The organism is Variovorax ureilyticus (assembly GCF_050632185.1).
GTDB lineage: Bacteria > Pseudomonadota > Gammaproteobacteria > Burkholderiales > Burkholderiaceae_C > Variovorax > Variovorax ureilyticus_A.
In genome coordinates this window covers 2689272-2716137 of record NZ_CP192579.1, presented here as the reverse complement: position 1 = coordinate 2716137, position 26866 = coordinate 2689272, and the positions used below count along the sequence as shown (strand labels likewise).

The window sequence follows — 26866 nt, the reverse complement described above, 5'->3', positions numbered from 1 at the left end:
TAAAAACTAGAATTATTCCCATTTGCATTGGGTTGGGTGATGTCGGGCTTCCTAAAACTGCTTCCTCGGGCCGCGGTGTGCGCTACGCTGCTCCTGCTTGCGACGGTCGCAAGCGCCACCGAATCTGATGTGCGCCGCATCTGGCAACTTCTTGACTACTTGGCCGTGGACTACCGCGGAGCCGTCAAGGACGGTGCTGTTCTCAGCGCTTCCGAGTTCGCGGAGATGCGCGAGTTTGCCAAGGCCAGCCAAACGAAGCTTGCTGCCTTGGACCCTCATCCGGAACAGCCTGCTTTGGTGACGGAGGCGAACGCCCTTGCGGCCGCCATCGATGCACGAGAAGACCCGGCGCGTGTTGCAACGCTCGCCAAATCTTTGGGCAATCACCTTCTCGCCGTCTATCCGGTCTCGTCCTCACCCAGCGCTCCGCCAAACGTGGCCGCCGCAGCGGCCATCTATCAAGCGCAATGTGCCGCGTGCCATGGCGCCACCGGCAATGGAGATGGACCGCTCGGACTTCGCCTGGAGCCGCGGCCTGTCGCCTTCACCGACCAAGCTCGTGCACGTGAGCGCAGCGTTTTCGCCCTGTACCAGGTTATCAGCCAGGGCATCGATGGCACGCCCATGGTGAGCTTTGCTTCCCTTCCCGAGGCGGACCGCTGGGCCTTGGCCTTTTACATTGGGCAGTTCGCTCACAACAAAGAAGACGTCACAGCCGGCGAAACGGTCTGGAAAGACAACACCGCCGTACGTGCACAACTCACGAACTTGGATGCCTTGGCCCGCGCGACCGAGGGCGACCTCGCGAAGGAGGTTGGGGTTGGGCCTGCTGCTGCTGCGATGGCCTTTCTTCATGCTCATCCCGACGCCGTTGTTCAAAAGCGTCCCCTGACCTTCGACATTGCACGGCAGCGGCTCGCTCAGAGCGAAGAGGCGTACGACAAGAAGGACCTAAAGCGCGCGGCAGACCTGGCGCTCTCGGCATATCTGGATGGCGTCGAGCCGCTCGAGCCGACGCTTGCCACGCGCGACAAGGCGCTGCTTGGCCGCATCGAAACCGCGATGAGCCAGTTCCGCTCGCTTCTTGCCAGCAAGGCGTCCTCGCAGGAACTCAAAGCGCAGACCTCGCGGATTGATGCCTTGTTCAAGGAAGCGGACAGCGTCTTGTCGACAGCAGCCGACGACTCCACTGCCGCGTTCTTGGGAAGCTTCACGATTCTTCTTCGCGAAGGCCTTGAGGCGCTCCTGGTCGTGGTGGCAATGGTCGCGTTTCTTCGCAAGGCGGAGAGACCCGACATGCTGCGGTACGTGCATGCGGGCTGGGTCGGAGCCTTGGCTCTTGGCGCAGTGACCTGGGCCATCGCGACGTACATCGTCAACGTGAGCGGCGCGAGCCGCGAAGTCACCGAAGGCCTCTCGTCGCTTTTCGCAGCGGCTGTGCTCCTGAGCGTTGGCATGTGGATGCATCAAAAGAGCATGGCAGGCAGATGGCAGCACTACATCCACGAGAAGCTGTCCGCCGCACTCAATCGCAAGTCGGCGTTCTTCATGTTCAGCCTTTCCTTCATCGCGGTGTACCGGGAAGTTTTCGAGACCATCCTGTTCTATGCGGCGCTTTGGGAGCAAGGTAACCACGCGGCCGTTCTGGGCGGTTTGGTCGCCGGCCTGGTGGTACTGGTTGCAGTGGCGTTCGCGCTCCTGAAATTTAGCGCTCGCCTTCCTATCGGCAAATTCTTCTCTTGGAGTTCCATGTTGGTCGCTGTGCTGGCGGTGGTGCTGACCGGCAAGGGCGTCGCGGCGCTCCAAGAGGCAGGATGGATTGGCGCACTCGCCATCAACACGCCGCGCATCGATATCCTGGGCGTCTTCCCGTCCGCACAGGCTCTGGGAGCGCAACTTGTGGTCGCCGCCATCATCATTCTTGGCTTCGCCATGAACGCTCGAGCCGCCAGACGGGCGTCCTAGCACGTGCCGCCCGGGACCCTAGCCACGGTCGCCGCCCGTATGGGACCTGTACGGGCGGTGGCCGGGGGCCAGACATGGCCCGACCTTGACCTTCATCAATTCCCGACCCAGGTTGCGGCGTATCTTCGCCTTAGCAACTGGCAGAGGTACTCGCCTAACCGGGCGTAGACCACCAGACGAATGCCTGGGCGGAATGACTGCGCTTCTGCTTGACGGCACTATCAAGCCGACCACGAAGGGAAGGAATGCCATGACCAAGCTGAACAGAACGGCCTTAGCGGCGTTGCTTGCTGGGCTTCTCGGCATCGCGCCACCAGTTCTAGCTCAAGCGCAGGCTCCAACCGCAGCGTCCGCGCCGACCGACGCGCAGGTGCGCGAACTACAGCAACAAGTTGAGACCTTACAAAAGCAGTTGGACCAGCTCAAGGCCGCGCCCGACGCGGCCGCCCGCCAGCAACTCATGCAGCAGCACTGGCAGAGCATGCAAGGCCATATGGGCCAGATGCACGACCGGTGGGGTATGGGCTATCCATGGATGATGGGACACCCGTGGTCGATGATGGGGCCCGGGATGATGGGCGGCGGGGCATCGTGGCCCCTACCCCAGGGGGTGACGCCCGACCAATACAACCAGCAGATGCGCGACTACACGCAGCGGATGCAAGAGCAGATGAGCAAGATTGCGCAGACGACCGACCCTCAGGAGCGCCAACGCCTCATGCAGGAGCACTGGCAAGACATGTATCAGAGCATGCAGACGATGCGCGGCAGGGGATGGATGTGGGGCGGCGGGATGATGGGCCCAGGCATGATGATGGGCCCCGGAATGATGCGTGGGGGGATGATGGGGGGCGGCCCGCCGCCGAGTTCGAACCCACTACCGGACGCGAAGTCAGCAGGCGCCAAGCTGGTGTCAACCTATTGTGTCCAGTGCCACGCTGCACCTGCGCCCACGCTGCATACCGCCCAGGAATGGTCGAGCGTGACTCAGCGAATGCACATCCGTATGAACAGCGGCTGGCCTGGAATCAAGGCGCCGACTGAAAAGGAAATGAAGTCTATCGTCGCGTACATGCAGAAAAACGCGCGGCAATAGTCGCAACGACACGTCGAGGGCAACGGAAGCCGTCTCCCGGAATAGACAGGAAGCTGACAGGCTGTGCGCCTTTGCTTTGCCCCTCGCGCGCAATCACACGCCGATGCCGCATTGCCGTTACTTCACTGACTTGACGATATACAGCTTGCCTTCCTTGGCAAACTCGAACTCAACGTTCTGGCCGTCGGCGAACTTGTCCAGCAGCGCCTTGTCCTTCACCTTGAAGTCCATCGTCATGGCGGGCCAGTTCATGCTCGGGACTGGTTCGTGCGCAACCGTGACCATGCCGGCCTTGGCATCGATCTTCTTGACCACGCCCTTCGCCGTATGGATGGTTTGATGGCTCGCAGCGGGCTTCTTGGACATGTCCATGCCCTTCATCTCCATACCGTTCATATCGTCCTTCTTCTGCTGGGCGAACACGCTGGATGCAGGCAATGCCAAGGCCAAGACGATGGTGGCGAGAGTGACGTTCTTCATACAAATCTCCTGTTGAGAGGGTTGGGGAAACAAAAATTCCGCGCGGTCATCCCGACCGTCGCGATGAGGAAGGGTTCGCGGATGCCGCGGCCTACGACGAACGTGCGACCGCGGCAAGCGCCAACACGAGGTCAACCGTGGGCGCACGGGCTTCACTTGATGGCCTCCTGGCAGGCCTTCAACTGCGCGTCGTACCGAGCTTTGCGAGAGCGGTTTTCGCTCGGCGTGGTCTGCGCGCGCAGGCCATGATCCAGCGGCAGCACGAGCGGCTCGGGTGGGCATTTCAGAGATTCCCCGCCAGCCGGTCCCTGAACCACGCGAACGTCCGATGGGCGTTCGGCCTGTTCAGCCTGCTTCGCCTTGCGTGCTCGCTCGATGAGCTGGAAGTCGGGCCCAGCGAGGGCCGGCACGCTGGCTCCCAGCACAAGGGCACCGACGATGGTAATGAGTAGTCGTTTCATGATGAGCTCCTGGAGTTGATCGGTTCAAGGCGAATGCGAGCCGCGAGCCTCGCGGCCACCGATCAATCCAGCCATCGGCAGTACAGGATGCGCACAGGCAACCGGACATACCCGCCTCCTGAATCGGAATACGCAGCAACCAGCACCGAGGGGGCATGGGCCTGCCAGATCGGCGCCTGATGTTCTTTGCACTCGCCACTGAAGCCGTGCGACGTCGGAGCCGGAGCGGTGTAGCAGCGCGCACAGGGCATGCAATCCGTGGCTGTCGGCATCGACTCCGAAGCCATCGCGGAGACCGCGACCGGCCCCGCGTGCCGCATCTCCGGCATCGACGCCCGAGCTCCTGCGCCAAGCAAGGCCAGACACAGGAGCAGCGCAACGCCAAAGAGTGCGCGCCATCGTTGGAGCCGTTCAGGTCGTGCCATGGCGCCTCCTCCAGAACGCGAGACGCCATGCCTCGCGCTCACGCGGTCGGCGCATCAGCAAGTACGCCGCTGGAATCACGAACATCGAAAGCAACGGCGCGGTGATCATCCCGCCCACCATCGGCGCGGCGATGCGCTGCATCACCTCGGAGCCGGTGCCGGTGCCCCACATGATCGGGAACAGGCCGGCCAGGATGACGGCAACCGTCATCGCCTTGGGCCGCACGCGCAGCACCGCGCCTTCGCGGATGGCATCCAGCAGGTCGGTGGTTTCCGTGCGACCGTCGTCGAGCCGGTCCTGCCGGGCATGCTTCAGGTAGAGCAGCATGATCACGCCGAACTCGGCGGACACCCCCGCAAGCGCGATGAATCCGACCGCCCCTGCGACGGACAGGTTGTAGCCGAGCAGGTAGAGCAGCCAGATGCCCCCGACCAGCGCGAACGGCAGCGCGACCATGATCAGAAGCGCTTCATCAAAGCGCTTGAAGGTCAGGTACAGCAACACGAAGATGATCAGCAGCGTGAACGGCACGACGACTTTCAGCTTCGCCGTGGCGCGCTCCAGGAACTCGAACTGCCCCGACCAGGAGATCGAATAGCCTGGTGGCAGCTTCACCTCTTTCGCGACCACGCGCTGCATGTCCTGTACGGCTGAGCGCAGGTCTCGACCGCGGATGTCCACGTAGACCCAGCCCGACAGCCGCGCGTTCTCGCTGCGCAGCATCGGCGGCCCGTCGGTGATGTGGATGTCGGCGACGTCGGACAGCACGAGCCGGGCGCCCCGCTCGGTGACGATCGGCAAGGTCCGCAGCTTCTCCAGCGAATCGCGGATCTCGCGCGGATAGCGCATGTTGATCGGGAAGCGCTGCAGGCCTTCGACCGTCTCACCGATGTTCTCGCCGCCCACCGCCGAGGCGATGACCGATTGCACGTCGGCGATGTTCATGCCGAAGCGCGCGGCTTCGTCGCGCTTGATGTTGACATCCACGTAGCGACCTCCGGTGAGCCGCTCGGCCAACGCGCTCGACACACCCGGCACGTCCTTGAGCGCACGCTCGATCTCGCCCGTAATGCGGTCGATGGTCGCCGGTCGGTGCCCGCGACCTTGACGCCCACCGGGCTCTTGATGCCAGTGGCCAGCATGTCGATACGGTTGCGGATCGGTGGGACCCAGATGTTGGTCAGTCCTGGCACCTTGACGATGCGATCGAGTTCCTCGACGAGCCCGTCCTGCGTCATGCCGGCGCGCCATTGGTCGCGCGGCTTGAACTGAATGGTGGTCTCGAACATTTCCATCGGCGCCGGATCGGTGGCCGTCTCGGCGCGCCCGGCCTTGCCATAGACGCTGGCCACCTCGGGCACGGTCTTGATCAGGCGGTCGGTCTGCTGGAGCAGCTCGCCGGCCTTCCCGGCCGACAGGCCCGGAAGCGCCGAAGGCATGTAGAGCAAGTCACCTTCGTCCAGCCGCGGCAGGAACTCGCCGCCAATGTGCTTCAGCGGCCACAGGCTCAGCACCAGAATGACCGCGGCGCCAAAGAGCGTCAGCTTCGGCCAGCGCAGCACCGCGTTCAGCAACGGCCGGTAGACCGAGATGAGAAAGCGATTGAGCGGATTGGTCTTCTCGTCGGGAATCTTGCCCCGGATCAGGTACCCCATCAGCACGGGAATCAAGGTCACCGAAAGACCGGCCGCCGCCGCCATCGCGTAGGTCTTGGTGAAAGCCAGTGGCGAGAACAACCGGCCCTCCTGCGCCTCCAGCGTGAACACAGGAATGAATGACAGCGTGATGATCAGCAGGGAGAAGAACAGCGCCGGCCCCACCTCGGCCGCCGAATCGGCGATCACGCGCCAGTGATGCTCGCCCGACAATGTTTGATTCGGGTGCTCGTGGTTCCACTGCTCGATGTGCTTGTGCGCGTTCTCGATCATCACGACCGCCGCATCGACCATGGCGCCAATGGCGATCGCGATGCCGCCCAACGACATGATGTTCGCGTTGACGCCTTGGTAGTGCATCACGATGAACGCGACCAGGATGCCAATCGGCAGCGAGACGATCGCAACGAACGCAGAGCGCAAGTGGAACAGGAAGATGAAACACACCACCGCCACGACGAGAAACTCCTCCAGCAGCTTGTGGCTCAGGTTCTCCACCGCGCGCTCGATCAGGCCTGACCGATCATAGGTGGGCACGATCTCCACGCCCTGGGGCAAGCTCGCCTGCAGCGTCTTGAGCTTCTCTTTGACGGCGGCGATGGTCTCCAGCGCGTTCTTGCCCGAGCGCATCACGATCACGCCGCCTGCGGCCTCGCCGTCACCGTCGAGCTCGCCGATGCCACGCCGCATCTCCGGACCCAGCTGGATACGGGCCACGTCGCCGAGACGCACCGACACGCCGGCATCGGTCGTCATCAACGGCACCTTGCGGAAATCGTCCAGGCTCTGGAGATAGCCCGAGGCTCGCACCATGTATTCGGCCTCGCCAAGTTCGAGCACCGATCCACCGGTCTCCTGGTTGGCCTTCTGGATTGCCTCGACCACCTTGGTGTGCGGGATCCTGTAGGCGGCAAGCTTGTCGGGGTCGAGCACGATCTGGTACTGGCGCACCATGCCACCCACGGAGGCCACCTCGGCTACGTTGGGCACTGTTTTCAGCTCGTACTTCAAGAACCAGTCCTGCAGGGCGCGCAACTGCGAGGCGTCCTGGGTTCCGCTGCGGTCGACCAGGGCGTACTGGTAGATCCAGCCGACACCGGTGGCGTCGGGGCCAAGTGACGCCTTGGCGCCAGCCGGCAGCCGCGACTGCACCTGGTTGAGGTATTCGAGCACGCGCGAACGAGCCCAGTACAGGTCGGTGCCATCCTCGAACAGCACGTAGACGAAGGAATCGCCGAAAAACGAATAGCCGCGCACCGTCTTCGCGCCCGGCACCGACAGCATCGTGGTGGTCAACGGGTAGGTGACCTGGTTTTCGACGATGCGCGGCGCCTGGCCCGGATAGGTGGTGCGGATGATCACCTGGACGTCCGAGAGATCCGGCAAGGCATCCAATGGCGTCCTGAGCACCGAGTACACGCCCCAGGCGCTCACCATCACGGTGGCCAGCAGCACCAGGAAGCGGTTGGAGATGGACCAGCGAATGAGCTTGGCGATCATTGCTTGCTTCCAGGTGCGGCGGTCGTCGCCGCCTTGGGCTCGGGCGCCATCGGGGTCACGCGGGTGAGCTGCGGCAGGTCGTCCTTGTCCATGAAGAACTCAAAGGTCACTCGGTCGCCGACCTGGACGTTGCGCGGCGCACCGCCGGGCGGCAGCTTGAAGTCCATCGTCATGGGGCCCCATTTCAGCGTCGGGATCGGGCCGTGCGACAAGGTCAGTGCGTCCTTCCCTATGCTTTCCACCGTGGCTTCACCTACATGCCTTGGAGCGCTCGCCGCCGCTGCGCCAGCCGGCGTGGCGGTCGCGGCCGGTACAGCGTTCAGGCGCGCCTCGACGCCTTTCAGGCTGGCCTCCGAGTCGATCAGGAATTGCGAGGACACCACGACACGCTGGCCGGCCTGCAGACCGCGCTTGACCTCGGTCTGGCCGCCGCTCTCGATGCCGATCTCGACGTCCACCGGGCGGAAGCGGCCGTTCTCCTCGGCCAGCATGACGACGGTGCGCTTGCCTGTCTGGATCACTGCCTCGGTCGGGATCAGCAACACCTTGTCGGCGCGCATGTCCATGAACTGCATGGAAACGAACATGCCCGGCACCAGCCTTCCTCCCGGGTTCGCCAGCTCCAATCGCGCCTTCAGGGTCCGCGTTGCCGGATTGACGTCGGGCAGGATGGCCTGCACTTTGCCGTCGAAGGTTTCGCCGGGCGCGGCCGGCGTCCTGGCCTGCACCCTGGCGCCCGGTCGCAGCAAGGCCGACTGACTCTCAGGCACCTCGGCGTTGGCCCAGACGGTGGAGAGGCCGTTGATGCGGAACAGCGTCGTTCCGGCCATCACTGTCATGCCTTCTCGTGCCGCCAGCTCGGTGATGACGCCGCCGATCGGCGCGACCAGCGTGATGCGAGGCTGTGTACGTCCGCTGCGCGCCACGAGCTCGATCTGTCCTTCGCTCATGCCAACCTGCCGCATGCGCTGGCGAGCGCCATCGATCAGTGGAGCCATGTCGGTTCCGCGCATACGCTGCACAGACAGGAACTCTTCCTGAGCCGCAATCCAGTCGGGAACGTAGAGTTCGGCGAGCGCCTGTCCCTTGGCCACCCGGTCAAGCGTGGCGCGCACATGCAACCGCTCGACGTAGCCGGTTGCCCGCGCCTGCACGATGACCTGGTCACGCTCGTTGAAGGCGATGCTGCCGACCGCTGCAACCTGCGGGGACAGCGTGCCCTCCGACACGACCGCGGTGCGCACACCGAGGTTCTGCTGCACGCGCGGGCTCACGGTCACATTGTTCTGGTCGCCGTCGCCACCGGCATAGACCGGGGACATCATCATGTCCATGAAGGGCGACTTGGCCGGCTTGTCGAACCTGTTTCCCGGCACCATGGGGTCTTGGTAGTAGAGGATCTTCTTGCCGTTCGCGGGGTCGATGTCGCCGGCCTTGAGGCCGGCGGCAATGTGCCGCCGGGTCGCGTCCTCGCCCGACTCGTTCGCCGGTGCGGGGGCGGCTGCGGCCGCAGGAGACGACTCGCTGCCCGCAGCCGTTGTGTTCGGCCCGGCCATGTTCATGCCACGCTGCAGGCCGATGGCGTAGATGCCGTAGCCGGCTGCGCCGAGCACGCCGGCAGCGGCCGGGCCGATCAGGAGGGGTTTGAGCTTCATGTTCATTTCTCCGTGCCGGTGGCAATGTGATCCTGCGCGGCGGCGTCGTGCCCGGCCGGGATCAGGTAGTTCAACCGGGCCCACAGGCCAGCCGTCTCCATCTCGAGCCGCACGCGATCCATGCGGGTGTCGATTTCCATCCGGCGTGCCTCCAGCACCGCGCTCAACGGGCCGCCGCCGCGGTAAGCCGCGATGGCCGCGCGCGTTCGCTCGGCGGCAAGAGGAATCAGGGCGCTGTCGTAGCGAGCCAGTCGATCGCGGTTGCCCTGCCACGTCTGCAGCCAGCCACGCGTTTCAGCGACGTGTTCTCGCGTGGCTTCCTCAAGTTGTGCGCGCATTTGTTCTGCGACCGCGAGCTTGGCTGCGACTTCGCGGTCTTGCCGATTCTTTTGGTCCAACTGCAGCGGGATCGAGACATTGAGCGAGACCATGTTGGAGTAGGCCGGCCCGCGTTGGCTGTACATCAGCTCCACGCTCCAGTCGGCGTGCTTGTTGCTCTGCGCGACGTCGGCATCGGCACGCGCGACCTCCTCTTGCTTGGCCATCAATGCCAGCTCCGGGTGGTGCGCCAACTGGGTGTCTAACCTGCTTGCGTCAACATGGACCTCTGTGAGATTGGGTGGCTCGCCGAGAGCCCTTTGAGCGTCTTCGCCGACCCAGCGCCCGAGCTTTGTCTTCGCGGTCGCAATCTGGCTGTCGGCTTGCCGGATGCGGTCATCGATCAGCGCGACGGCGGAACGGGCCGCGAAGGCGTCGGCCTGCGAACCGCGACCCCCACGGTAGGCGGCATCCGCGGCCTCCACTTGCAAGGCGGCCTCGTCTCGTTGAGTGACCAGCAGCTCGCGGATGCGTTCCTGGTAGTGGAGGTCCAGCCGGGCCGTGGCCGTATCTCGCTGCAGGCTCGCGAGTGCGACCGCGCGTGCGGCCCCGGCCGCTTCCGCCTCCCGGTCGAAACGGGCCGCCCTGGCCCTGCGCTTGTCATCCCGGGTGAACTCCTGCGTCACGCCGATCGAGCGCATGGTCATGAAGTCGCGCGTCGTGCTGAAGCTGTCTGGCCCGGTGACGGGGAGATTGTTGATCCCGGCCTTGAGCGTCGGATCGGGCAGTTGCGCGGCCGCAACCGCCATCTCGCGCGAGGCTGAGGCGGACGCGTCCTGCGCAACGAGTTGGCGCGACCGCTCCTGCGCCAAGCGAAGGGCGCGATCGAATGTCAGTATGGGTTCGGCGTGCGCGCTCAGGCCGGCGACGGCCAGGCACAGTCCAGCTACTGTGCTCGATAGGCGGGTTCGCCTTCCTCTACGTGCGGTTGGCAAAAGAGCAAACATGGAATCTCCAGACAACGAAACGATGGCTTCGTGTCGGGCTCGGTCCACAGGGGCGAGCAGATGCTCGCACGCGCAGACGAGCGCGACCGATACGCCGAGTCGACCTGATAGGGGTCGGTCAGCGCAGCGTCGTCGGAGGGATCAAGTTCGCAGGCAACAGTGCAGGATGGCGTGCGGTGGGTCCACCGAAGCCAATGCACCCAATACGGTGGCCGCAGGGCGCGGCGGCGTCGCTACATCGGTCGCGTAGGGCGTGATGAAGAGAGTTGTGAGCAGCACGACCGGCACCGTCAGCGTCGGCACATGGTCGCTTTGCTGATTGTGGCGGCAATGCTCGGCACAGAGATTGGCGGACGAGGAATCCATCGCTCCGGCCATGTCCATGTCGGCACAGGGGGTGGCCTGCTGATCCGACTGAAGCAGTGCAGCATTGCTCGCTGGCACCGTGCTCGAAATCATCTGCAATTCCGTAGCGGAGCCCGCGACAAGTCCGGGGCACGCGTAGGCGGCGATCGCCATCTGCGCAAAAAGCAGGGTGCCGATGAGCGCGCTGCCCACCATTCGCAGGATGCGGCGCGTCACGGATGCGCCTCCAGAACGGTCAGGCCAGCCAACGGCAGCAGGGGTTCGGAGGAAGTCGATCGCCGAATCACTGGCAGCAAGACATCACCCGCACAGGATGTGCTGACGAGCGTTCTGCAAGTGATCGAGCTGGCAAGCATGTGAAAGTGAGTGATTCCCGGATTGGGCTTGGGTTTCAGGTAATTCTAGTAGTTCCGCTCTGATGTCAGATGCCACGCTTCAGCCAGGCAGCCCGCTTGCCCGCAGGACGGTCGGCGATTCTGTACTTCAAGGGGATGGATGCCCAATATGTCGCAATGTGCACTCCGCCCGGCCTTCGGCGGCAAAGAATGCCTGACCGCCCGTGAAAGGGACGCGTACCTCCTTGACACCGAATCAGTCAGCGGCCAGTGCGTGGATGATCGGGCAGGTGCCCTTGGTCGACCCCGTAGCGCGTTGGGTATCGCATTGGTGCAGCAGCGCCGTCAGCGCTTTGCGCATCGCCTTCAGATCGGCGAGCTTTTCATCGATGACCTGAAGTTTGTGCGCAGCCAGGTCACGCGTTTCGGCGCAGGCGTGAGCCTCTTCGAGCTCGAGCAGGCTGCCGATCTCGTCCAAGGTGAAGCCGAGCACTTGCGCCCGCTTGATGAAGCGCACACGTTTGACCGCATCCGGGGCATAGTGGCGATGCCCGTTCATCGGCTTGTCCGGTTCAGCCATCAATCCGCGTCGCTGGTAATAGCGGATCGTCTCGACGTTCACACTGGCCTCGTCGGCCAGGCGCCCTATCGTTAGGTCAGTTTTCATCTGCACCCCTTGACTCCGTACCATGGTACGGAATCTAGACTGTCGGTCATCGAATAGGTTCACCGAGTTGATGGCAACGTTCAGAATCAGGGGTTCGCTTCTCGCCGGGGTGTTGGCGGCCATCGGCGCGTCGGTCTGTTGCGTCGGGCCGCTCGTGCTGTTGACGCTCGGCATCGGCGGCGCCTGGATCGCCAACCTGACTGCGCTGGAGCCGCTGAGGCCTTGGTTCATCGCTGCGACGCTGCTGTTCCTGGGCCTAGCGTTCCGGGCTCTTTATCTGCAGCCGCAGGTCTGCGAGCCCGGTGCCTTGTGCGCCGAGCCGATCGTCCTCAAGCGCCAGCGGCTGATCTTCTGGGGTGTCGCGCTGTCGCTCCTTGCGTTGTTGTCGGTGCCTTGGTTGGCGCCGCTTTTCCTCTGAAGGGGCTTCCCATGCGCACTTTGCTTGCCGCAGCGCTTGTCGTGCTGATGCCCTTGGCTGCACTCGCCGCAACGCCGCAGACTGCAGTGCTCGATGTCCAGAACATGACCTGCGAGCTGTGCCCGGTCACAGTGAAGAAGTCGCTGGAGAAGGTGTCCGGCGTGAGTAAGGCGCGGATCGACTTTGCGAAGAAGACGGCGACCGTGACCTTCGACGCCGACAAGACCAGCACCACGGCATTGGTCAAGGCCACGACGGACGCGGGCTACCCCTCGACGGTTCACAGGTGACTACCACCGCCCCCCAACTGGAGTCGGTGCTGACCTGCCCCGAGTGCGGCCACGCCAAGCGAGAGGTCATGCCGACTGACGCCTGCCAGTTCTTCTACGAGTGCGAGCGCTGCAAGACCGTGTTGCGACCGAAGGCGGGTGACTGCTGCGTGTTCTGCTCGTACGGTTCGGCCAAGTGCCCGCCCGTGCAGATGCAGCTGGGCTGCTCAAGCTGCAGCGCCTGATAACTGCCAACGGTGCGGCAGCAAGTCGTCAATCCGGCTGGCCGGCTACAGAGGCGGTCGGTCGAGCACATCGAGCAGATGCGTGTAGGGATCGTGACCGTTGAGCCGGACACTGTGCAACAGGCTCATCACCGGCGGCAGCGCGCTTGGGGGCGCTGACTTTCCTGGGTTTCATGGGCACCAAGCGCGGCTGGCGCTCAACGAGGTGTGCATTGAGCGTCCTCAGACGCTGCCCCCTCACCTCCTAAGGTGCTTTCCGAAGATCCGGCGGATGACCTCGTCTGCATCCAGGTCGAAGCAGCGCCCATGACTGAGCAGGATGCGGCGAGGCCGCCAGGCTTGAAGTTTCGCGATGGCCGCCGCTGCTTTTCTTCGTTGCAACAACAGCGGCAGGCGCATCCCGAAGAACACCTGCCCGCGTGGGTAGTACATCCCACTCATCCTCGTGAACGTTCGCCAAGGCTCGTCCATCTTGTCCAACTCGATGTTGATGATGGCGTCCGTCACGATGAGGGATTCTGATTCCCGGTGGAAGAAGATGAATTCCTTGAAGTAGCCACCCGGAAACAGCGTCTGGTCCAGTTCGTTCCGCCATTCGTCTGGCGGGTCCAGATCGAGGTCTCTCCCGAAACGGATCTCAACGTGTCGCGCTCCGCTCCTTCTGCGCACGCCCGGCGAAGCCCATGCGACGGCATCCGGAAAGGCCTTCAACCACTCTCCAATGTGGGCGTAGTGGAACTGGTTCGGGGAGACCAGATGCCGGACAGTCCCGAGCTGCTCAAGCTCGTCTGCAAGCTTGCGATCGAACTTCGTCGGTGAGTGAAGGAAAAGATCGCCATTCGAGAGGCGCACCACCGTCATGCGGGTGGTGAACGGTAGTGGCAGCCTGACGCCCGCCACGGTCAGGTATTCAAAGGGCCCGTCGACAACTCCGATGCTTGCCGTCACAGGCTTGTAAACATTGATCGGCTCGTAGAGTGTTGCGCCCATGTTGCCGTCCCGGATGCATCCTTCACGATTCTGGCAGCGCTTGACCCCGCTGCTGGGTCGGCGTGGACGCGCCATGCACCGAAACCGGCTCCGAACCCGGAAGTTCCCAGACCCCGGGCGAACGCTGGTGCCCATTGAAGATTAGCGCGACCAAGGACAGCGGTCTCGTCAGGGCGGATCGTGGAGTGCAGGCCACCCTAAGCAACGCCGTAGCCGGCTTCCGTCTCATTCAAACAATCACGCAACCCGAGAGCTGCCAGTCGCGAACGCCCGGAAATGGCCGTTCTGAGCCGTTGAGCCTCAAGCGTAGCGTCGCTCGTAACCACCACCAACATGTGGATGTCTATCCAGTGGTTTGGTCTCCGCTGGAGCTAAGCGGATACCCCTTGCATGCTCATGCAGCGCGACATTGACACAACATAGGTCAACGGATTCGACTGGCAGACCTTCCTCATCTTGGAGATCTGCCATGTTCGATACCCTCTTTTGGTTCACGTCCACTGCTGAACGTCATTGGGCGGGGCCGTTCGCGGCGGAGCGCGAACGCTACCTGCTGCACGGCAAGGCCGTGGGTGCGACTCATCTCACGCAGCAACAGCGCGCTCGCGTCCTGCTCCGAGTCGCGCAGGAGATGTCGCCCGACGACCGACAAGGGGTCGACATCCAACGCCTTCGAAGCATCATCGAAGCGTTGAGACCTCGCCCTACAGCGGCGATAGCAGCGCAGCTGATCAACGTAGCCCGACCATGGTTCAAGTTCCTCGGCTGGTGGCAGGAGACGAAGCCCCCTGTTGCGTTCGTCGACGAACTGGACGCGTTCGTGCGTTGGATGCGAGATGAACGAGGTTTGGCGCCTTCCACGATCGAGAAGTGGCGCGACCGTACAGCGGTATTCCTTCAGTGGTGCTCGCAGAATGGCCGGTGCATGGCGGTTCTCAAGCCAGAAGACATTGATGCGTACTTCGTGAGCAACCAAGGGAAATGGTCGCGGACATCGGTGCGCAATATCGCCACCATGCTCAGGACGTTCCTGCTTCATGCGGAGGCGAGAGGGGTCTGCCAAGCGCGATTGGCTGACTCGATCCAGTTCCCGCCTCTCTACCGCCTGGACACGCTCCCATTTGCTCTCGAATGGCAGGTTGTGCGCGAGTTGATTGCCAGCGTTGCAAGCAGTTCAGAAGTCGACCTACGCGATCGCGCGATTCTGATGCTGCTTGCGGTCTACGGCCTGCGACGGGGAGAGGTCGCTGCGTTGAAGCTTCATGATGTCGACTTCAAAGCGCTCAGGCTTCGGGTCTGGCGCCTCAAGCGTCGGCAGCCCCAGGTCTATCCACTGGTTACTTCCGTTGCGCAGGCTCTGCACCAGTACATCGATGTGGCGCGGCCCGCGGTGGAACATGCCGAGATCTTCATCAGAACGCGGGCACCTCGAGTGCCTATCTCGCCCCAGGCCATCAACTACCTGGTCTCCAAGAGGCTGCAGCCGCTGAGCGTCAAAGTTGCCCATCGGGGGCCCCATGCACTTCGCCACGCATGTGCGTCAAAGTTGCTTGCCGAGGGATTGACCCTAAAGGAGATCGGCGATCACCTTGGTCACCGCAACGCGCAATCGACCGCGGTCTACGCCAAGGTGGATCTGGCTGCGCTTCGGCAGGTCGGTGAGTTCCATCTGGGAGGCCTGCAATGAACACGAGCGAACTCATTGGGCACTACCTCACCATGCGACGCGCGAGTGGCGCGAGACTTGAGAGTGCCGAGCGCCTCCTCTACCAGTTTGCGAGGGAGACGGGTGATCTGCCCTTGGCGGACGTGACGCCGCAAGCCGTATCGGTGTTCCTGTGGGGCCGCGGCGAACTCAGCGCAACATGGAAGACACGCCGTGCGGTGCTAGGTGGCCTCTATCGCTTCGCGATGGCGCGAGGCCACGTCCAAACGTCGCCGTTGCCGGACCACTGCCCCAAACTACCTCCCCAGATTACCCCATACGTGTACTCGCGCGAGGAACTGCAGCGACTGCTGGATGCCACGAGTTGGTTCGCGTCGCGGTCAAATCGCCTTCAAGGCTTAACGTACCGTTCACTCCTGTTATTGCTCTACGCCACTGGGCTTCGCGTGAGCGAGGCACTTCGGCTCTGCTTGGCGGACATGGATCGGGCACAGCGAATGCTCACCGTTCGCGAATCCAAGTTCTACAAGACGAGGCTGGTGCCGATCGGCGAAGGCGCGTTCCAGGTCCTGAGCCGCTACGTTGATCGCCGATGCCGCGAATTGCCAATGCCACTCGGAACGTCGTCTGCACTGTTCGCGTCACGTTCAGGGCGTCCGCTGAGTTACCGGCGGGTGCTCACGGTGTTCCATTTGGTCCGCGCCGAAGCCGGGATAGGCTGCCCGCCAGGCGAGCACCGTCCGCCCCGATTGCATGACCTGCGACATACCGCGGCTGTTCACCGCGTGATCAGTTGGTATCAAGAGGGCAAGGATGTGCAACAACTGCTGCCTCGGCTTGCGACATACCTGGGACACGTGAACATCGCTTCGACGCAACGCTATTTGCACATGACGCCTGAATTGCTGCATGAGGCCAGCGCGCGCTTCGCCCAATACGCCGCACTCGACGCGTGCGAGGAGAACGACGATGCCTGATCACGCGATGCTGGCGCCTTGGGTGCGCCGCTTCCTCCTCGAACACCTGGTGGCCGAGCGCAACCTTGCGCGTAACACACAGGTGAACTATCGGGATTCCTTGGCCCAGTTGCTGCCCTTCGTGGCCAAGATCGGACGCAAGGATGTTGATCGCTTGCTGGTCGAGGACGTATCTGCCGAGCGGGTGCGCGCCTTCCTGGAACACGTCGAGCATGATCGCGCCTGTACCGTGCTCACACGCAACCAGCGTCTCGCTGCGCTTCACTCGATGGCGCGCTTCATCGGCGCGCGCTCGCCTGAGCATGCTGCGTGGTGCGCTGAGGTTCGATCGGTTCCCTTCAAAAAGGCGACCAAGTCGATGGTCGGGTACCTCGAAAAGCCGGAGCTGGATGCGTTGCTTCAGGTGCCCGACCGGCGCACTTCGATCGGAGCACGAGACTATGCGCTCTTGCTTTTCCTCTACAACACTGGAGCGCGGGCAGATGAAGCCGCGACCTTGAGGGTGGGCAATCTTCTGCTCGGTAGCTCACCGGCGGTTCGCATCCTCGGCAAAGGAAGCAAGTGGAGGGTGTGCCCGCTTTGGCCCCAGACCACCGCCGTCCTGCGCCCCTTGGCAAGGGATCGTGGCCCCGAAGACTCTGTGTTCAAAGGTCGAACAGGCGATCCGATGACACGCTTCGGTGTACATCGCGTCGTGACGACCTGCGCGGCACTTGCGGCGAACCACTTCCCCTCGTTGATCGGGAAACGCGTCAGTCCCCACATCATCCGGCATACGACCGCGGTGCATCTCCTGCGTGCTGGAGTCGACATCAATACGATCCGGGCATGGCTCGGACATGTATCACTCGATACGACCAACGTCTATGCCGAAGTTGATCTCGAGATGAAGGCCAGGGCACTGGCCAGCGTCGACATCACCGGGCTTCCCACCTCGCCGCGGCGACGACAAGCGCCGGCGGTCATGGACTTCCTGAGGCAGCTCTAAAAGGGTGACGATTGCCGGAAATTATGTGCGGCGTGGCCGGCTCCCACAGTCGGCCGGACACGACAGGACGGAGGCCGGGAACACATATCTTGGGCCGCAACATCATTCTTGTACTCGGCTCGGACCTGGGCGGAATAGCACATCGAAAACCGCGCGTGCGCGCGCTCCTGTGGTCGCTACAAGAAAACTGTAACAGCTGCACTAGACTCGATTCAGACGCGTAGAGTACTGGTTTTATGTACAGTATTCAATGGACGAGCCGCCCCCATTCGCCGAGCTGCACTGCCGCTCGAATTTCACCTTTCTGGTCGGGGCCTCCAGTCCCGAGGAACTGGTGGAGCGGGCCGCGGCCAAGCTCTATTCGGCGTTGGCGCTCACCGATGAATGCTCGGTCTCCGGCGTCGTACGCGGGCACCTGGCCGCGCGCGATGCGGGGCTGCACTTCATCTGCGGCAGCGAGATCCTGCTGACCACCCAGCGCGGCCGCGCGCATGCGCGTGTCGTGTTCCTCGCCCAGAACAAAATGGGGTGGGCGAACCTCTGCGAGTGCATCACACTCGCACGCCGGCGCGCCTCGAAGGGCAGCTACAGCGCGCTCGTCACCGACGTCGAGGGCAAGAACATCCAGGCGCCCCAACTGGCGGGCATGCCCGGCTGCCTGGTCCTCCTGCTACCTGAGGAAGATGCGACCATCGAGTCCCTCTTCGCGCAGGCCATGTGGTGCAAGACCTGGTTTCAGGAGCGTGCGTGGATCGTCGCGAGGAGTCCGCTGCACCTGGACGACGACATCCGGGTCTGCACGGCCTTGGAAGCTGCCCAGCGAACGGGCCTGCCGGTCGTGGCGAGCTCGAGTCCGCTCATGCACACGCGCAAGCGCAAGCAGGTTCAGGACGTTCTCACCGCGGTGCGCCTCGGAACGACCGTGGCCGAGGCAGGCTTCGCGCTGCGTCCGAATGCCGAAGACTATCTGCGAGGGCGCGCCATCCTGCCCAGGCTCTTTCCAGCGCCTTGGATCGAGGAGAGCGTGCGGATCGCCAGTCGATGCACCTTCTCGTTGGAGGAACTCAAGTACGAATACCCGCGCGAGGTAGTGCCGGCCGGGGAGACGCCCGCGTCGCACCTGCGCCAGCTGACCTACGCGGGGGCCGTGGAGCGCTACCCGGGAGGTTTGCCAGCCAAGGTGCGAGCCCAGATCGAGCATGAGCTGGCCATCATTGCGCGACTCGAGTACGAGCCGTACTTCCTCACGGTGGCCGACATCGTGCACTGGGCCCGCAGTCGCGACATCCTCTGCCAGGGTCGCGGCTCGGCAGCCAACAGTGCCGTTTGCTATTGCCTTGGCGTCACCTCGGTTGACCCGGAACGCATGAATGTGCTCTTCGAGCGCTTCATTTCCGAGGAGCGATTGGAGCCGCCGGACATCGACATCGACTTCGAGCATCAGAGGCGCGAGGAGGCGATGCAGTATGTCTACGAGAAATACGGTCGGCACCGCGCGGCGCTCACTGCGGTGGCGATCACCTACCGGACCAAGTCGGCGTTGCGCGATGTGGGCAAGGCGATGGGAGTTCCGTTGGACACCATCGAGCGCCCGGCCAAGACTGCCTATGGCACCGATGAAAAGTGGATCAGCGAGGCGTGCCTGCTCGAGAACGAGATCGATCCCAAGGATCTCAAAGTCATTCAGTGGCTCACGATCGCAGACACGATCCGCGGCTTTCCCAGACACCTGAGCCAGCACCCGGGCGGCTTCGTGATCGGGCGCGACCGGTTGAGCCGGCTGGTGCCGGTGGAGAACGCCGCGATGGAGAACCGCTCCATCATCCAGTGGGACAAGGACGATCTGGATTCGACGGGTCTCATCAAGGTCGACATCCTGGCGCTCGGGATGCTGACGGCCGTTCATCGGGCGCTGGACCTCGCGGGCGCCAAAGCCGGCGGCCCGCCGATGCGCCTGCAGGACGTGCCCGCGGAAGATCCGGCCACCTACGAGATGATCTGCAAGGCGGACACCGTGGGGGTCTTCCAGATCGAAAGCCGTGCGCAGATGAGCATGCTGCCGCGCATGCAGCCGAGGCGCTTTTACGACCTTGTGATCCAGGTCGCAATCGTGCGCCCCGGGCCGATCCAGGGCGGCATGGTGCATCCGTACCTGCGCCGTCGCGCGGGCGAGGAGGCGATCGAGTATCCGAGCGACGAGATTCGCAAGGCGACCGAGCGCACGCTCGGTGTGCCGTTGTTTCAGGAGCAGGTGATGCAGATCGCCATGGCGGCGGCGGACTTCACGGCCGGCGAGGCCGATCAGCTGCGCCGCGCGATGGGCGCCTGGCGCAAGCGCGGAGGCCTGGAGGTGCATCAGCGCAAATTGATCGAGCGGATGCTCAGGAAAGGCTACAGCGAGGAGTTCGCGCTTCGGATCGCCAAGCAGGTCGAGGGCTTTGGCAGCTACGGCTTTCCGGAATCCCATGCGGCGAGCTTTGCGTTGATCGTCTATGTGAGCTGCTGGCTCAAGCGCCACCATCCCGATGCGATGCTGGCGGCGCTTCTGAACAGCCAGCCGATGGGTTTCTATGCACCGGCGCAGCTCGTGCGCGACGCAAGGGAGCATGGCGTCGTGGTCCGGCCGGTCGATGTGACCGTGAGCGACTGGGAGATCACCTTGGAGGAGCCGACACGGGCCGAGGCGTCGCCGCGCTGGGATGCGACCTATGAACAGCCCTTGCGGGCGGTGCGGCTGGGGTTCTCACGCATCAACGGCATGCGCGAGGAAGCCGCGAAGCGCATCGTCGCGGCGCGGAGGCAGGCGCCCTTTGCCAGCGTCGAAGATCTGGCGATGCGCGCCGAGCTTGACGCTCATGACCTCGGATGTCTGTCGGCCGCGGATGCCTTGCTCGGTCTGACAGGGCGGCGGCCCGATGCCGTGTGGGCGGCACGCGGCGTCGACACCCGGCCCACGAAGATGTTGCGCGAGGCGCGAACGCATGAGGATCCGATCGCTTTTGCAGCGCCGGAGGAGGGCGCCGAGATCGCGGACGACTATGGCTCCCTGGGTTTGAGCCTGCGTCGCCATCCGCTCGCATTGCTACGGGCGCAACTGTCAGAGATGGGGATCCAGACGTCGGAGCGGTTGCGCGCCACAGCGAGGGATCGACAGAAGGTGCGCGCGAGCGGGATCGTCACGCACCGGCAGCGTCCGGGCACGGCCAAGGGGGTGATCTTCGCGACGCTCGAGGACGAGACCGGCACCGTGAACATCATCGTGTGGCCTCAGGTGGTCGAGGCACAGCGCGCCGTGCTGCTGGGCGCCAAGCTTCTGAGCGTTGAAGGCACCTGGCAGAGCGAGAAGGGCGTTCAGTCGCTCGTGGCGATGAAGCTGGTGGATCACACGAAGTTGCTTGGGACGCTTCGAGCCCAGAGCCGGGACTTCCGATGATGGCAGCACGGGTTCTCGCCTAGATCTAGCTAGAGCGGAATTGCACTTACCAGCTTTAGCGCGTCAGGCACGGCGATGAAGAACTGGTCATCGCTTCCAGCCCCCGAGATGCCATCGAACAGGTAGTGGTTGCACCAAAGTTCAAGAGCCTTTCGGTAATCGGTATGGGTACGGCAGTAGTTGAAGTAGAGTTCGTGCACGGCCATCGCAACGCCTCGAAAGTCGGCTAGCCTGAGCTGTCTCTTTGCCCGCCACTCAGTTTTGTAGGGCTTTACGCCTGCTTTTGCTGATTCCTCGGTCGCCTTACCTTCGTAGTTTGGTCGCGGATCAGGGAAAGCCCAGAATCCCCGCTTTGGGTCCAATGCGTTCGTGTTAGGGCCAAGCTTTCCCGCATGCCAATAGGAGTCGGCCAAATCGGGAAGGTGCTCCCGCCGACCGACGCGGGCCCAGATCTTTTCGAGTGCGTCATGTTGGGCAGCGGAATTGTTGAGATGAGGAAATGAGTTCGAGAGCATTCGTTCGATTGTGTCTCTGCGATGTGCCAGATCGTAGGCGCTGCACGGAGGGCAAGCTCCCACCGTCACCTACTCTTTGTCGGAGGCATGATCGCTTCGGGGTGGCAGTAGGCCTCCAAGATGCGGTCTTGGGGCGTCTCGGTCTATAGACCGGGTCATTGAGTATCGCGAATCGGTCAGCTATGCTGCCTCCCGTCCCGAGACGGACGAGGCTGGCAACGGCAGAACCTCTTCAGCCCGGCATCCGAAAAACGCTGTTGTCCCTTACAAGGGCTTCCCGATGAACTCCCCTCCATCTTTGCCGCGCTCGATGCCGAAGGTGTGATCCGCTTCGTGGGCGATGTTGCGCGCGGGGCCGACTGCGGCTGCCGCTGCGTCGTCTGTGGGGCGCGTTTGGTGGCGAGACAGGGCGATGTGCGCATGTGGAGCTTTGCACACGAAGCCAGCCAGGAACGCCCCGAGTGCTTCGCCGGCGCGGTTAATCTCCTCAGGCGCATTGCGATCGAACGGCTGCAGCAGCGCGCCTTTCCCGCGCTGCCACCCTTCAGAGCCACCGTGACCGTTCGCCCGCCGCTGCCGCAGCTACAAGAGACTGTCACCTGGCACGCAGGCGAGGGCAGGGTAGAGCAGTGGGGACAAAGCTTCCCGCAGCAAGCCCCCGTCGCGCTCCTGCGCCTTTCGAGCGGCACCGCTGTGCGCCTGTTCATCGAGGTGGATTCCGCTTCCTCGACGTGCCTGAGTGGGGTCGCGCCGCATGAGGGCATGCTCCTTATCAACGTGCCGCTCCCGCCCAGTGGGGAATCGCTGAAGGACCTTTCTGCCGCGATCCAGCACATCGACAACGCCGCAACGCTCCAATGGATTCGCCTCCCCGATGCAAACGCCAAAATTGCGGAGGTCAGTGAGCAGCTGAAAGTGCGGGCGAAACGCCTTCAGGACGAACGCCAGCAGATGGCGGCCCGGCCCATACAGCCGTGGGACATGCCGTCTCATTCCCCCGGCCCAAAGCCGGAACCGGTCGCCGAGCTCGATGAATCCCCGTGGGCCGCCTGGAGGAAGCCCCGATCGGGCTTCGTCTACTACGGATTTCAGGACGGATCTGCCTGGGTCCTGTTCGACCACAAAGACAGCCGTCACGTCATGGCGCCGTGGCCGAAGCTTGAAGACGGCTGGGATGAGGCAATGCCGGCGAGGGTCGGGGTGCCCGATCTTCAGCTCGGTGTCTACGTCCTCAAGGACCAGACCCAAGCCATGATCTACCTTGGTGGAATGCGCCCGAAGGTCCGCACCGCAAGCACCTGGGTGGAGCTTCTTGCCATCCGTCCATCTGGGCGGTGACGTGGACGCGAGGGAGAAATTCAGATCATCCGCCGCATGGAATCCATGGCCTGCAAGAGCGTGGACGAATCGTGGCATCGATTCTTCCGGCGGCTTCCCGATGCACCGAATTGACGATGCTCGGCCTATGCGTGGCCCCGGGGGCTGGGCCGGAGCCATCCACTACCTGTGCCGCTGCCTGACAAGGATCTGATCGGTGAGCTCGCATGCGAGCCGCTCGAGATGGACGCGCCCGCTGACCGCCTCGAGCAACTCGTGCTCACCGCAAACGACCTGTTCGCCATTGCCCGGGCTCCCGTCGATCAATGCCTCTGGGAACGTGAGGTTCCAGTAGGGCCAGCCGATCGGCGTGATCTCGATGCCATAGGCATCGGCCAGAGCGAACGCTGGGATCGCGATGGTCTCCAAGAATCGGTGGTCCGGGGAGGCGATTTGCGCGGGCCTGCTCGTCGTGAAGGTCAGTGCGAAGCGAACCATCCTTCCCGGGTTCAATTCGCCGGCAAGCACGGCAGCGTTCACGCTCTGCGGGGCGCTTCGAACACGAGAAGAAACCTGTTGGCCGAAAAATGCGAGAGCCTCTCCGTCCTCGCACAGCGCGAGAAGCAACTCGCTCTCTCCGGGGGCGTTTGAGTAGGCGGTGAGCAGTTCGCCCAACGCTCGATGGCGCCGATAGTCGGCGAAGAGGCGATGGCCGTTGTAGCCGAAGCGGTGCAGCGCTGCATGGCAGGCGTCCTGGACTGCAACCTCGGCACGGACGCCGGCGAGGGCTTTCAGATCGGCGATGCACTGACGCAGGACGCGAACAACCTCGGTCAAGGGCTGTCCCGTCATCGCCGCGATCGCCGCCGGAACAGGCTCAACGGTGCCAGCCCGATCTCTGATGATCGGCTGCAGGCCGGTGCTCGAAATGGTCGTCATGTCTATGTCTCTCGCTGGCTCGCCGGACGAGGTAGCGACCACCATCCCTTGACGCGCTCGCCAGTGGACCCCGATGCCCCAAGGTTACAGCGACACCCGACTTTTCGATTGGCCGATCAGAGGCGTCATTCCTGCGTTTCGCTGCTGTACCCGGCGTCGCGACTGCCGTCGCGCTGCGTGCAGCCCTCACGAAGGTCCCAACCGAAAAAAGTCAGCAACCGGAGTACCAAGCCCTATTCACGCGGCGCGATGCGTGCGGGGCCAACCCTCATTGACCCGTCTATTCAACGAAGACGTGCAGGTGCCTTTGAAGAGTCTCGTTGCCACGCAGGTCGATCGAGGATTGCCTGGGCGCCGTAGAGCTTTCCGTGGCGCTCCAAGCCGAAGAGAAACTCCGATGTCGATGTCACGGCAACCTCGTCAGGCAATCGAACGAGCAAGTTTTGTTTGCGAACCATGCTGTCCTCGAACACCAGGATGGCGCCAAAGTCCGCGTTCTCCAGTTCGCGCGCGAGCACTTCCGAGGACGCTTTCTCGCCGCGGCCCGTCGCCTCCGATAGAGGGTTGACGCCGCGCAGAACCTCGAACTCCTCGAACACTTCCGTGCTCGCGACCCGGACGCCAAAGGTCTCGTTTGCCCGGATCCAGTCGGCGACTTCTCGGGCGCCCGGCTTCTTCAGGCCGCGGACGACTTCAAACCGAATCATGTCCGGGATGATCACCGGCAGGCCGGGGATGAGGAGAGCATCAAGCGCAGATTGAGCGGACAACGTGATCAGCGGACTAGAGTCCGTGACGATGAGGGCAAGAGGCTTCATTTCGGCATTCCCGCGCAACATGCGCTCGAAAAGAGCATCCTGCTCAGGCCGGCGTTTCGGGGAAACGCGCGGCGGAGCCAAGCCGCGACTGCCTAGCTCGACGAGAACCTCGCCGTACGCAAGGCCCGTCGAGCGCGAGAGCTCGCGCCAGGTCAGCGACCCTTTCGCGTAGAGCCCTAAAAGCAGTTCGAGATGGAGCCGGTTCCGCGACTCACCTCCTGCAGGGGGTGCCGCCGGCGTGAGGATCCCCACAGGGCGGCCATTGCGGGTGATCGCGACGGGGCCTTCCCCGGGCAAGGATGCCAGGAGCTCCCCAAGCTTGGTCTTGGCAGCAGAAGCGGAGATGTCTCGAATGGTCGCCATGGTGCGATCCTAAGTTCCGATTGGGCATTTGATCAATGCGGGCAACCTGATCAACAGGTGCGCCTCTCGTGGTGACGCTTAGGGATCAGGTTCGAAGACGATGCGTTGGAGCAATGCATCTATCGCGATAAGTCTTCTTATCACAATAGCAACTTCAATCGTCTAAACTGAAGGCCATGAAAGTCGCTGGCCGGTTGGCAGGAGAAGTGGGGCAGGGAGCTGCAGGCGACGCGTTCCCACGCGCGTCGGAACTCGCGGCCTTGCGGGCCTGGTACGCAGGGCTCTCAGCGCGCGCCGCCGTTGCGCAATACCTCGGCCAGGACAAAGCCAGCGGACAGTCGTCCCGAGCGATGCTGGGGACGATTCGCCGTCGTCTGGCAAGCTATGCGCGGGCCAGGCACCGGGAGGATTTCGCAGCGCTGATGGAGCATCCCGCGGCCGAACGCGATGCGCATGCGTCGGCGGCCAAGGATGCGATCGAGATCTTGCGCAGCCTGCCCATGCCCGCACCCCTCGTGACGGACCCGATCAGCCGTTGGCTGCCGGCTCGCGCTGCCCGCGCGATCACAGCCTGCGGCATCAAGACCTTGGCCGATCTGACCGTGCGCGTTCCACATCGGCGCCGCTGGTGGACATCCGTGCCGGGCCTCGGCGCACGCAGCGCGAGCCAGATCGAGGCGTTCTTTGCTGCGCATTCGCAGTTGACCGAGCAGGCGAGGGTGCTGGTGGTGGTGCCTCGCTCTGAGACGCTGCCTTGGGAGCGCTTTGTCGCTCCGACGGAAGTCGATGGCTCCCGCGGCGTCTTCAGAGCACCCCAGGCAACCTGCACGCTCTCGGCCAAGAACGACTACGAAGCCGTGCAGACCTGGCTCGAACTGCAGGAATCCGCCGCCACCCAACGCGCGTACCGCAAGGAGGCTGAGCGCCTCATGCTTTGGGCCATCCTGGAGCGCGGCAAGGCCCTGTCGTCGCTGACGACGGAGGACGCGATCGCCTATCGGGCATTTCTGCGTCGGCCGACGCCTCGGGATCGATGGGTTGGGCCAGCTCGACCTCGGACTTCTCCGGAGTGGCGGCCATTTCAAGGGGCGCTTTCCGCACGATCGGTCGCCTACGCGCTGTCCGTGCTGGCGGCGCTCTATCGGTGGCTGATCGAGCAGCGTTACCTTCTCGCGAACCCATTTGCCGGCGTGAAGGTGAAAGGCGCTCAGCGAGGCGTGGCGTTCGATTCCTCGCGTGTTTTCACAGAGCACGAATGGTCCTTGATTCGCTCCAGTGCGGATGGCATCGAATGGATCGGCGGATGGAGCGAGGAGGGGGCGCAGCGCCTTCGCTTCGTTCTCGACTTCTGGTACGCGACAGGGCTGCGGCCCAGTGAAATGGTCGGCGCGCGTTTGGGGAACATTGAACAGGACGCTCAGGACGACCTGTGGCTCAATGTCGTCGGCAAGGGAAGCAAGCACGGCAAGGTCGCGCTGCCATTGCTCGCGCGCGGTGCACTCGATCGGTATCTCGCGCAAAGACGCTTGCCGGTCACAAGATCGAGGTGGAATCCTAGGACAGTCTTGGTGGCCGGGCTTGCAGAGGACGGCGGCGGGATCACTGCGGCTCGCCTCTGGGCCATCATGCGCCGATTCTTCCTGCAGGCGGCTCGATCGCTACGTGAGGTCAGTCCTTCAACAGCCGGAAAGCTGGAGCGCGCAACGCCGCATTGGATGAGGCACACCCATGCGACCCATGCCCTGGCTCGCGGCGTGGAGCTGACCACCGTGCGAGACAACCTTCGACATGCTTCGGTCGCGACGACATCGGTTTACCTGCATACCGATGAGGTGAAGCGGGCCAGACAGATCGGAAACGCCTTCCCGGCGTGAGCCATCGCCGCGGTAGCCGCGCGACGCCGGAGCCGAGCTTTTCGATATTGCCGTGCTGGCCTGTCGCTCTGAGATGAGTGGCGTGTACCTCTGCAATCGGACGAGCCGAGGCAGACTGTAGCT

19 protein-coding genes and 2 pseudogenes are annotated in these 26866 nt (G+C 63.4%); 10 read left to right on the top strand and 11 right to left on the bottom strand.

Annotated features, from left to right (window positions below):
• Positions 1 to 39: 39 nt before the first annotated feature.
• Positions 40 to 1965 (top strand): FTR1 family protein, encoded by a 1926-nt coding sequence (locus ACQ858_RS13385; protein ID WP_431273214.1) that lies wholly within the window; start codon positions 40 to 42, stop codon positions 1963 to 1965.
• A 250-nt stretch (positions 1966 to 2215) separates the two neighbouring features.
• The gene (locus ACQ858_RS13380; RefSeq protein WP_431273213.1) at positions 2216 to 3061 is read left to right on the top strand and encodes a hypothetical protein; all 846 of its coding nucleotides are present in this window, start codon (positions 2216 to 2218) and stop codon (positions 3059 to 3061) included.
• A gap of 117 nt (positions 3062 to 3178) precedes the next feature.
• On the opposite strand, the gene ACQ858_RS13375 is transcribed toward ACQ858_RS13380, so the two are convergent.
• The 7 genes and pseudogenes from ACQ858_RS13375 to merR all read right to left on the bottom strand — a co-directional run bounded on the left by ACQ858_RS13375 (position 3179) and on the right by merR (position 11931).
• Complete coding sequence (locus tag ACQ858_RS13375) at positions 3179 to 3541, bottom strand: copper-binding protein (RefSeq protein ID WP_431273212.1); 363 nt, start codon at positions 3539 to 3541, stop codon at positions 3179 to 3181.
• A 152-nt stretch (positions 3542 to 3693) separates the two neighbouring features.
• Positions 3694 to 4002 carry a hypothetical protein gene (locus ACQ858_RS13370; protein WP_431273211.1) on the bottom strand — a complete coding sequence of 103 codons (309 nt, stop codon included), beginning with the start codon at positions 4000 to 4002 and terminating at the stop codon, positions 3694 to 3696.
• A gap of 411 nt (positions 4003 to 4413) precedes the next feature.
• Positions 4414 to 7583 (bottom strand): annotated as a pseudogene (locus tag ACQ858_RS13365) (efflux RND transporter permease subunit).
• A complete protein-coding gene (locus ACQ858_RS13360; protein WP_431273210.1) occupies positions 7580 to 9238 on the bottom strand; it encodes an efflux RND transporter periplasmic adaptor subunit in 1659 nt (552 codons plus the stop codon). The pseudogene ACQ858_RS13365 and the gene ACQ858_RS13360 overlap by 4 nt, the downstream one beginning before the upstream one ends.
• A 2-nt stretch (positions 9239 to 9240) precedes the next feature.
• Entirely contained in the window at positions 9241 to 10563 is a 1323-nt protein-coding gene (locus ACQ858_RS13355; RefSeq protein WP_431273209.1) for a TolC family protein, read from the bottom strand.
• A 141-nt stretch (positions 10564 to 10704) separates the two neighbouring features.
• The gene (locus tag ACQ858_RS13350; protein WP_431273208.1) at positions 10705 to 11145 is read right to left on the bottom strand and encodes a hypothetical protein; all 441 of its coding nucleotides are present in this window, start codon (positions 11143 to 11145) and stop codon (positions 10705 to 10707) included.
• Positions 11146 to 11520: 375 nt separating this feature from the next.
• Positions 11521 to 11931, bottom strand: coding sequence for an Hg(II)-responsive transcriptional regulator (gene merR / locus ACQ858_RS13345; protein ID WP_431273207.1), 411 nt, complete (start codon positions 11929 to 11931; stop codon positions 11521 to 11523).
• Positions 11932 to 12001: 70 nt separating this feature from the next.
• Here merR and merP point away from each other — a divergent pair.
• Both merP and ACQ858_RS13335 read left to right on the top strand, forming a co-directional pair.
• Positions 12002 to 12639: pseudogene (merP, locus tag ACQ858_RS13340) on the top strand (mercury resistance system periplasmic binding protein MerP).
• The gene (locus ACQ858_RS13335) at positions 12636 to 12863 is read left to right on the top strand and encodes a GDCCVxC domain-containing (seleno)protein (protein ID WP_431273206.1); all 228 of its coding nucleotides are present in this window, start codon (positions 12636 to 12638) and stop codon (positions 12861 to 12863) included. Before merP ends, ACQ858_RS13335 begins: the two are co-directional and overlap by 4 nt.
• A gap of 237 nt (positions 12864 to 13100) precedes the next feature.
• Here ACQ858_RS13335 and ACQ858_RS13330 read toward each other — a convergent pair whose 3' ends face one another.
• Entirely contained in the window at positions 13101 to 13853 is a 753-nt protein-coding gene (locus ACQ858_RS13330) for a DUF4336 domain-containing protein (RefSeq protein ID WP_431273205.1), read from the bottom strand.
• Positions 13854 to 14322: 469 nt separating this feature from the next.
• Here ACQ858_RS13330 and ACQ858_RS13325 point away from each other — a divergent pair, with 469 nt between their 5' ends.
• The 4 genes from ACQ858_RS13325 to ACQ858_RS13310 all read left to right on the top strand — a co-directional run bounded on the left by ACQ858_RS13325 (position 14323) and on the right by ACQ858_RS13310 (position 20917).
• Complete coding sequence (locus tag ACQ858_RS13325; protein ID WP_431273204.1) at positions 14323 to 15540, top strand: tyrosine-type recombinase/integrase; 1218 nt, start codon at positions 14323 to 14325, stop codon at positions 15538 to 15540.
• Complete coding sequence (locus ACQ858_RS13320; protein WP_431273203.1) at positions 15537 to 16496, top strand: tyrosine-type recombinase/integrase; 960 nt, start codon at positions 15537 to 15539, stop codon at positions 16494 to 16496. Before ACQ858_RS13325 ends, ACQ858_RS13320 begins: the two co-directional genes overlap by 4 nt.
• The gene (locus ACQ858_RS13315) at positions 16489 to 17484 is read left to right on the top strand and encodes a tyrosine-type recombinase/integrase (RefSeq protein WP_431273202.1); all 996 of its coding nucleotides are present in this window, start codon (positions 16489 to 16491) and stop codon (positions 17482 to 17484) included. The genes ACQ858_RS13320 and ACQ858_RS13315 overlap by 8 nt, the downstream gene beginning before the upstream one ends.
• Before the next feature lie 250 nt (positions 17485 to 17734).
• On the top strand, positions 17735 to 20917 hold the full coding sequence (locus ACQ858_RS13310; protein ID WP_431273201.1) for an error-prone DNA polymerase: 3183 nt from the start codon (positions 17735 to 17737) through the stop codon (positions 20915 to 20917).
• Between the two features lie 29 nt (positions 20918 to 20946).
• On the opposite strand, the gene ACQ858_RS13305 is transcribed toward ACQ858_RS13310, so the two are convergent.
• Positions 20947 to 21432 carry a hypothetical protein gene (locus ACQ858_RS13305; RefSeq protein WP_431273200.1) on the bottom strand — a complete coding sequence of 162 codons (486 nt, stop codon included), beginning with the start codon at positions 21430 to 21432 and terminating at the stop codon, positions 20947 to 20949.
• A gap of 321 nt (positions 21433 to 21753) precedes the next feature.
• On the opposite strand from ACQ858_RS13305, the gene ACQ858_RS13300 reads away from it, so the two are divergent.
• Positions 21754 to 22770 carry a hypothetical protein gene (locus ACQ858_RS13300; protein ID WP_431273199.1) on the top strand — a complete coding sequence of 339 codons (1017 nt, stop codon included), beginning with the start codon at positions 21754 to 21756 and terminating at the stop codon, positions 22768 to 22770.
• A gap of 162 nt (positions 22771 to 22932) precedes the next feature.
• On the opposite strand, the gene ACQ858_RS13295 is transcribed toward ACQ858_RS13300, so the two are convergent.
• Together ACQ858_RS13295 and ACQ858_RS13290 are read right to left on the bottom strand one after the other, a co-directional pair.
• Positions 22933 to 23688: a hypothetical protein gene (locus tag ACQ858_RS13295; protein WP_431273198.1), complete on the bottom strand. Its 756-nt coding sequence runs from the start codon at positions 23686 to 23688 to the stop codon at positions 22933 to 22935.
• Positions 23689 to 23972: 284 nt separating this feature from the next.
• On the bottom strand, positions 23973 to 24869 hold the full coding sequence (locus ACQ858_RS13290; RefSeq protein ID WP_431273197.1) for a type II toxin-antitoxin system prevent-host-death family antitoxin: 897 nt from the start codon (positions 24867 to 24869) through the stop codon (positions 23973 to 23975).
• Positions 24870 to 25045: 176 nt separating this feature from the next.
• On the opposite strand from ACQ858_RS13290, the gene ACQ858_RS13285 reads away from it, so the two are divergent.
• The gene (locus tag ACQ858_RS13285; RefSeq protein WP_431273196.1) at positions 25046 to 26743 is read left to right on the top strand and encodes a phage integrase family protein; all 1698 of its coding nucleotides are present in this window, start codon (positions 25046 to 25048) and stop codon (positions 26741 to 26743) included.
• The last annotated feature ends 123 nt before the right edge of the window (positions 26744 to 26866 follow it).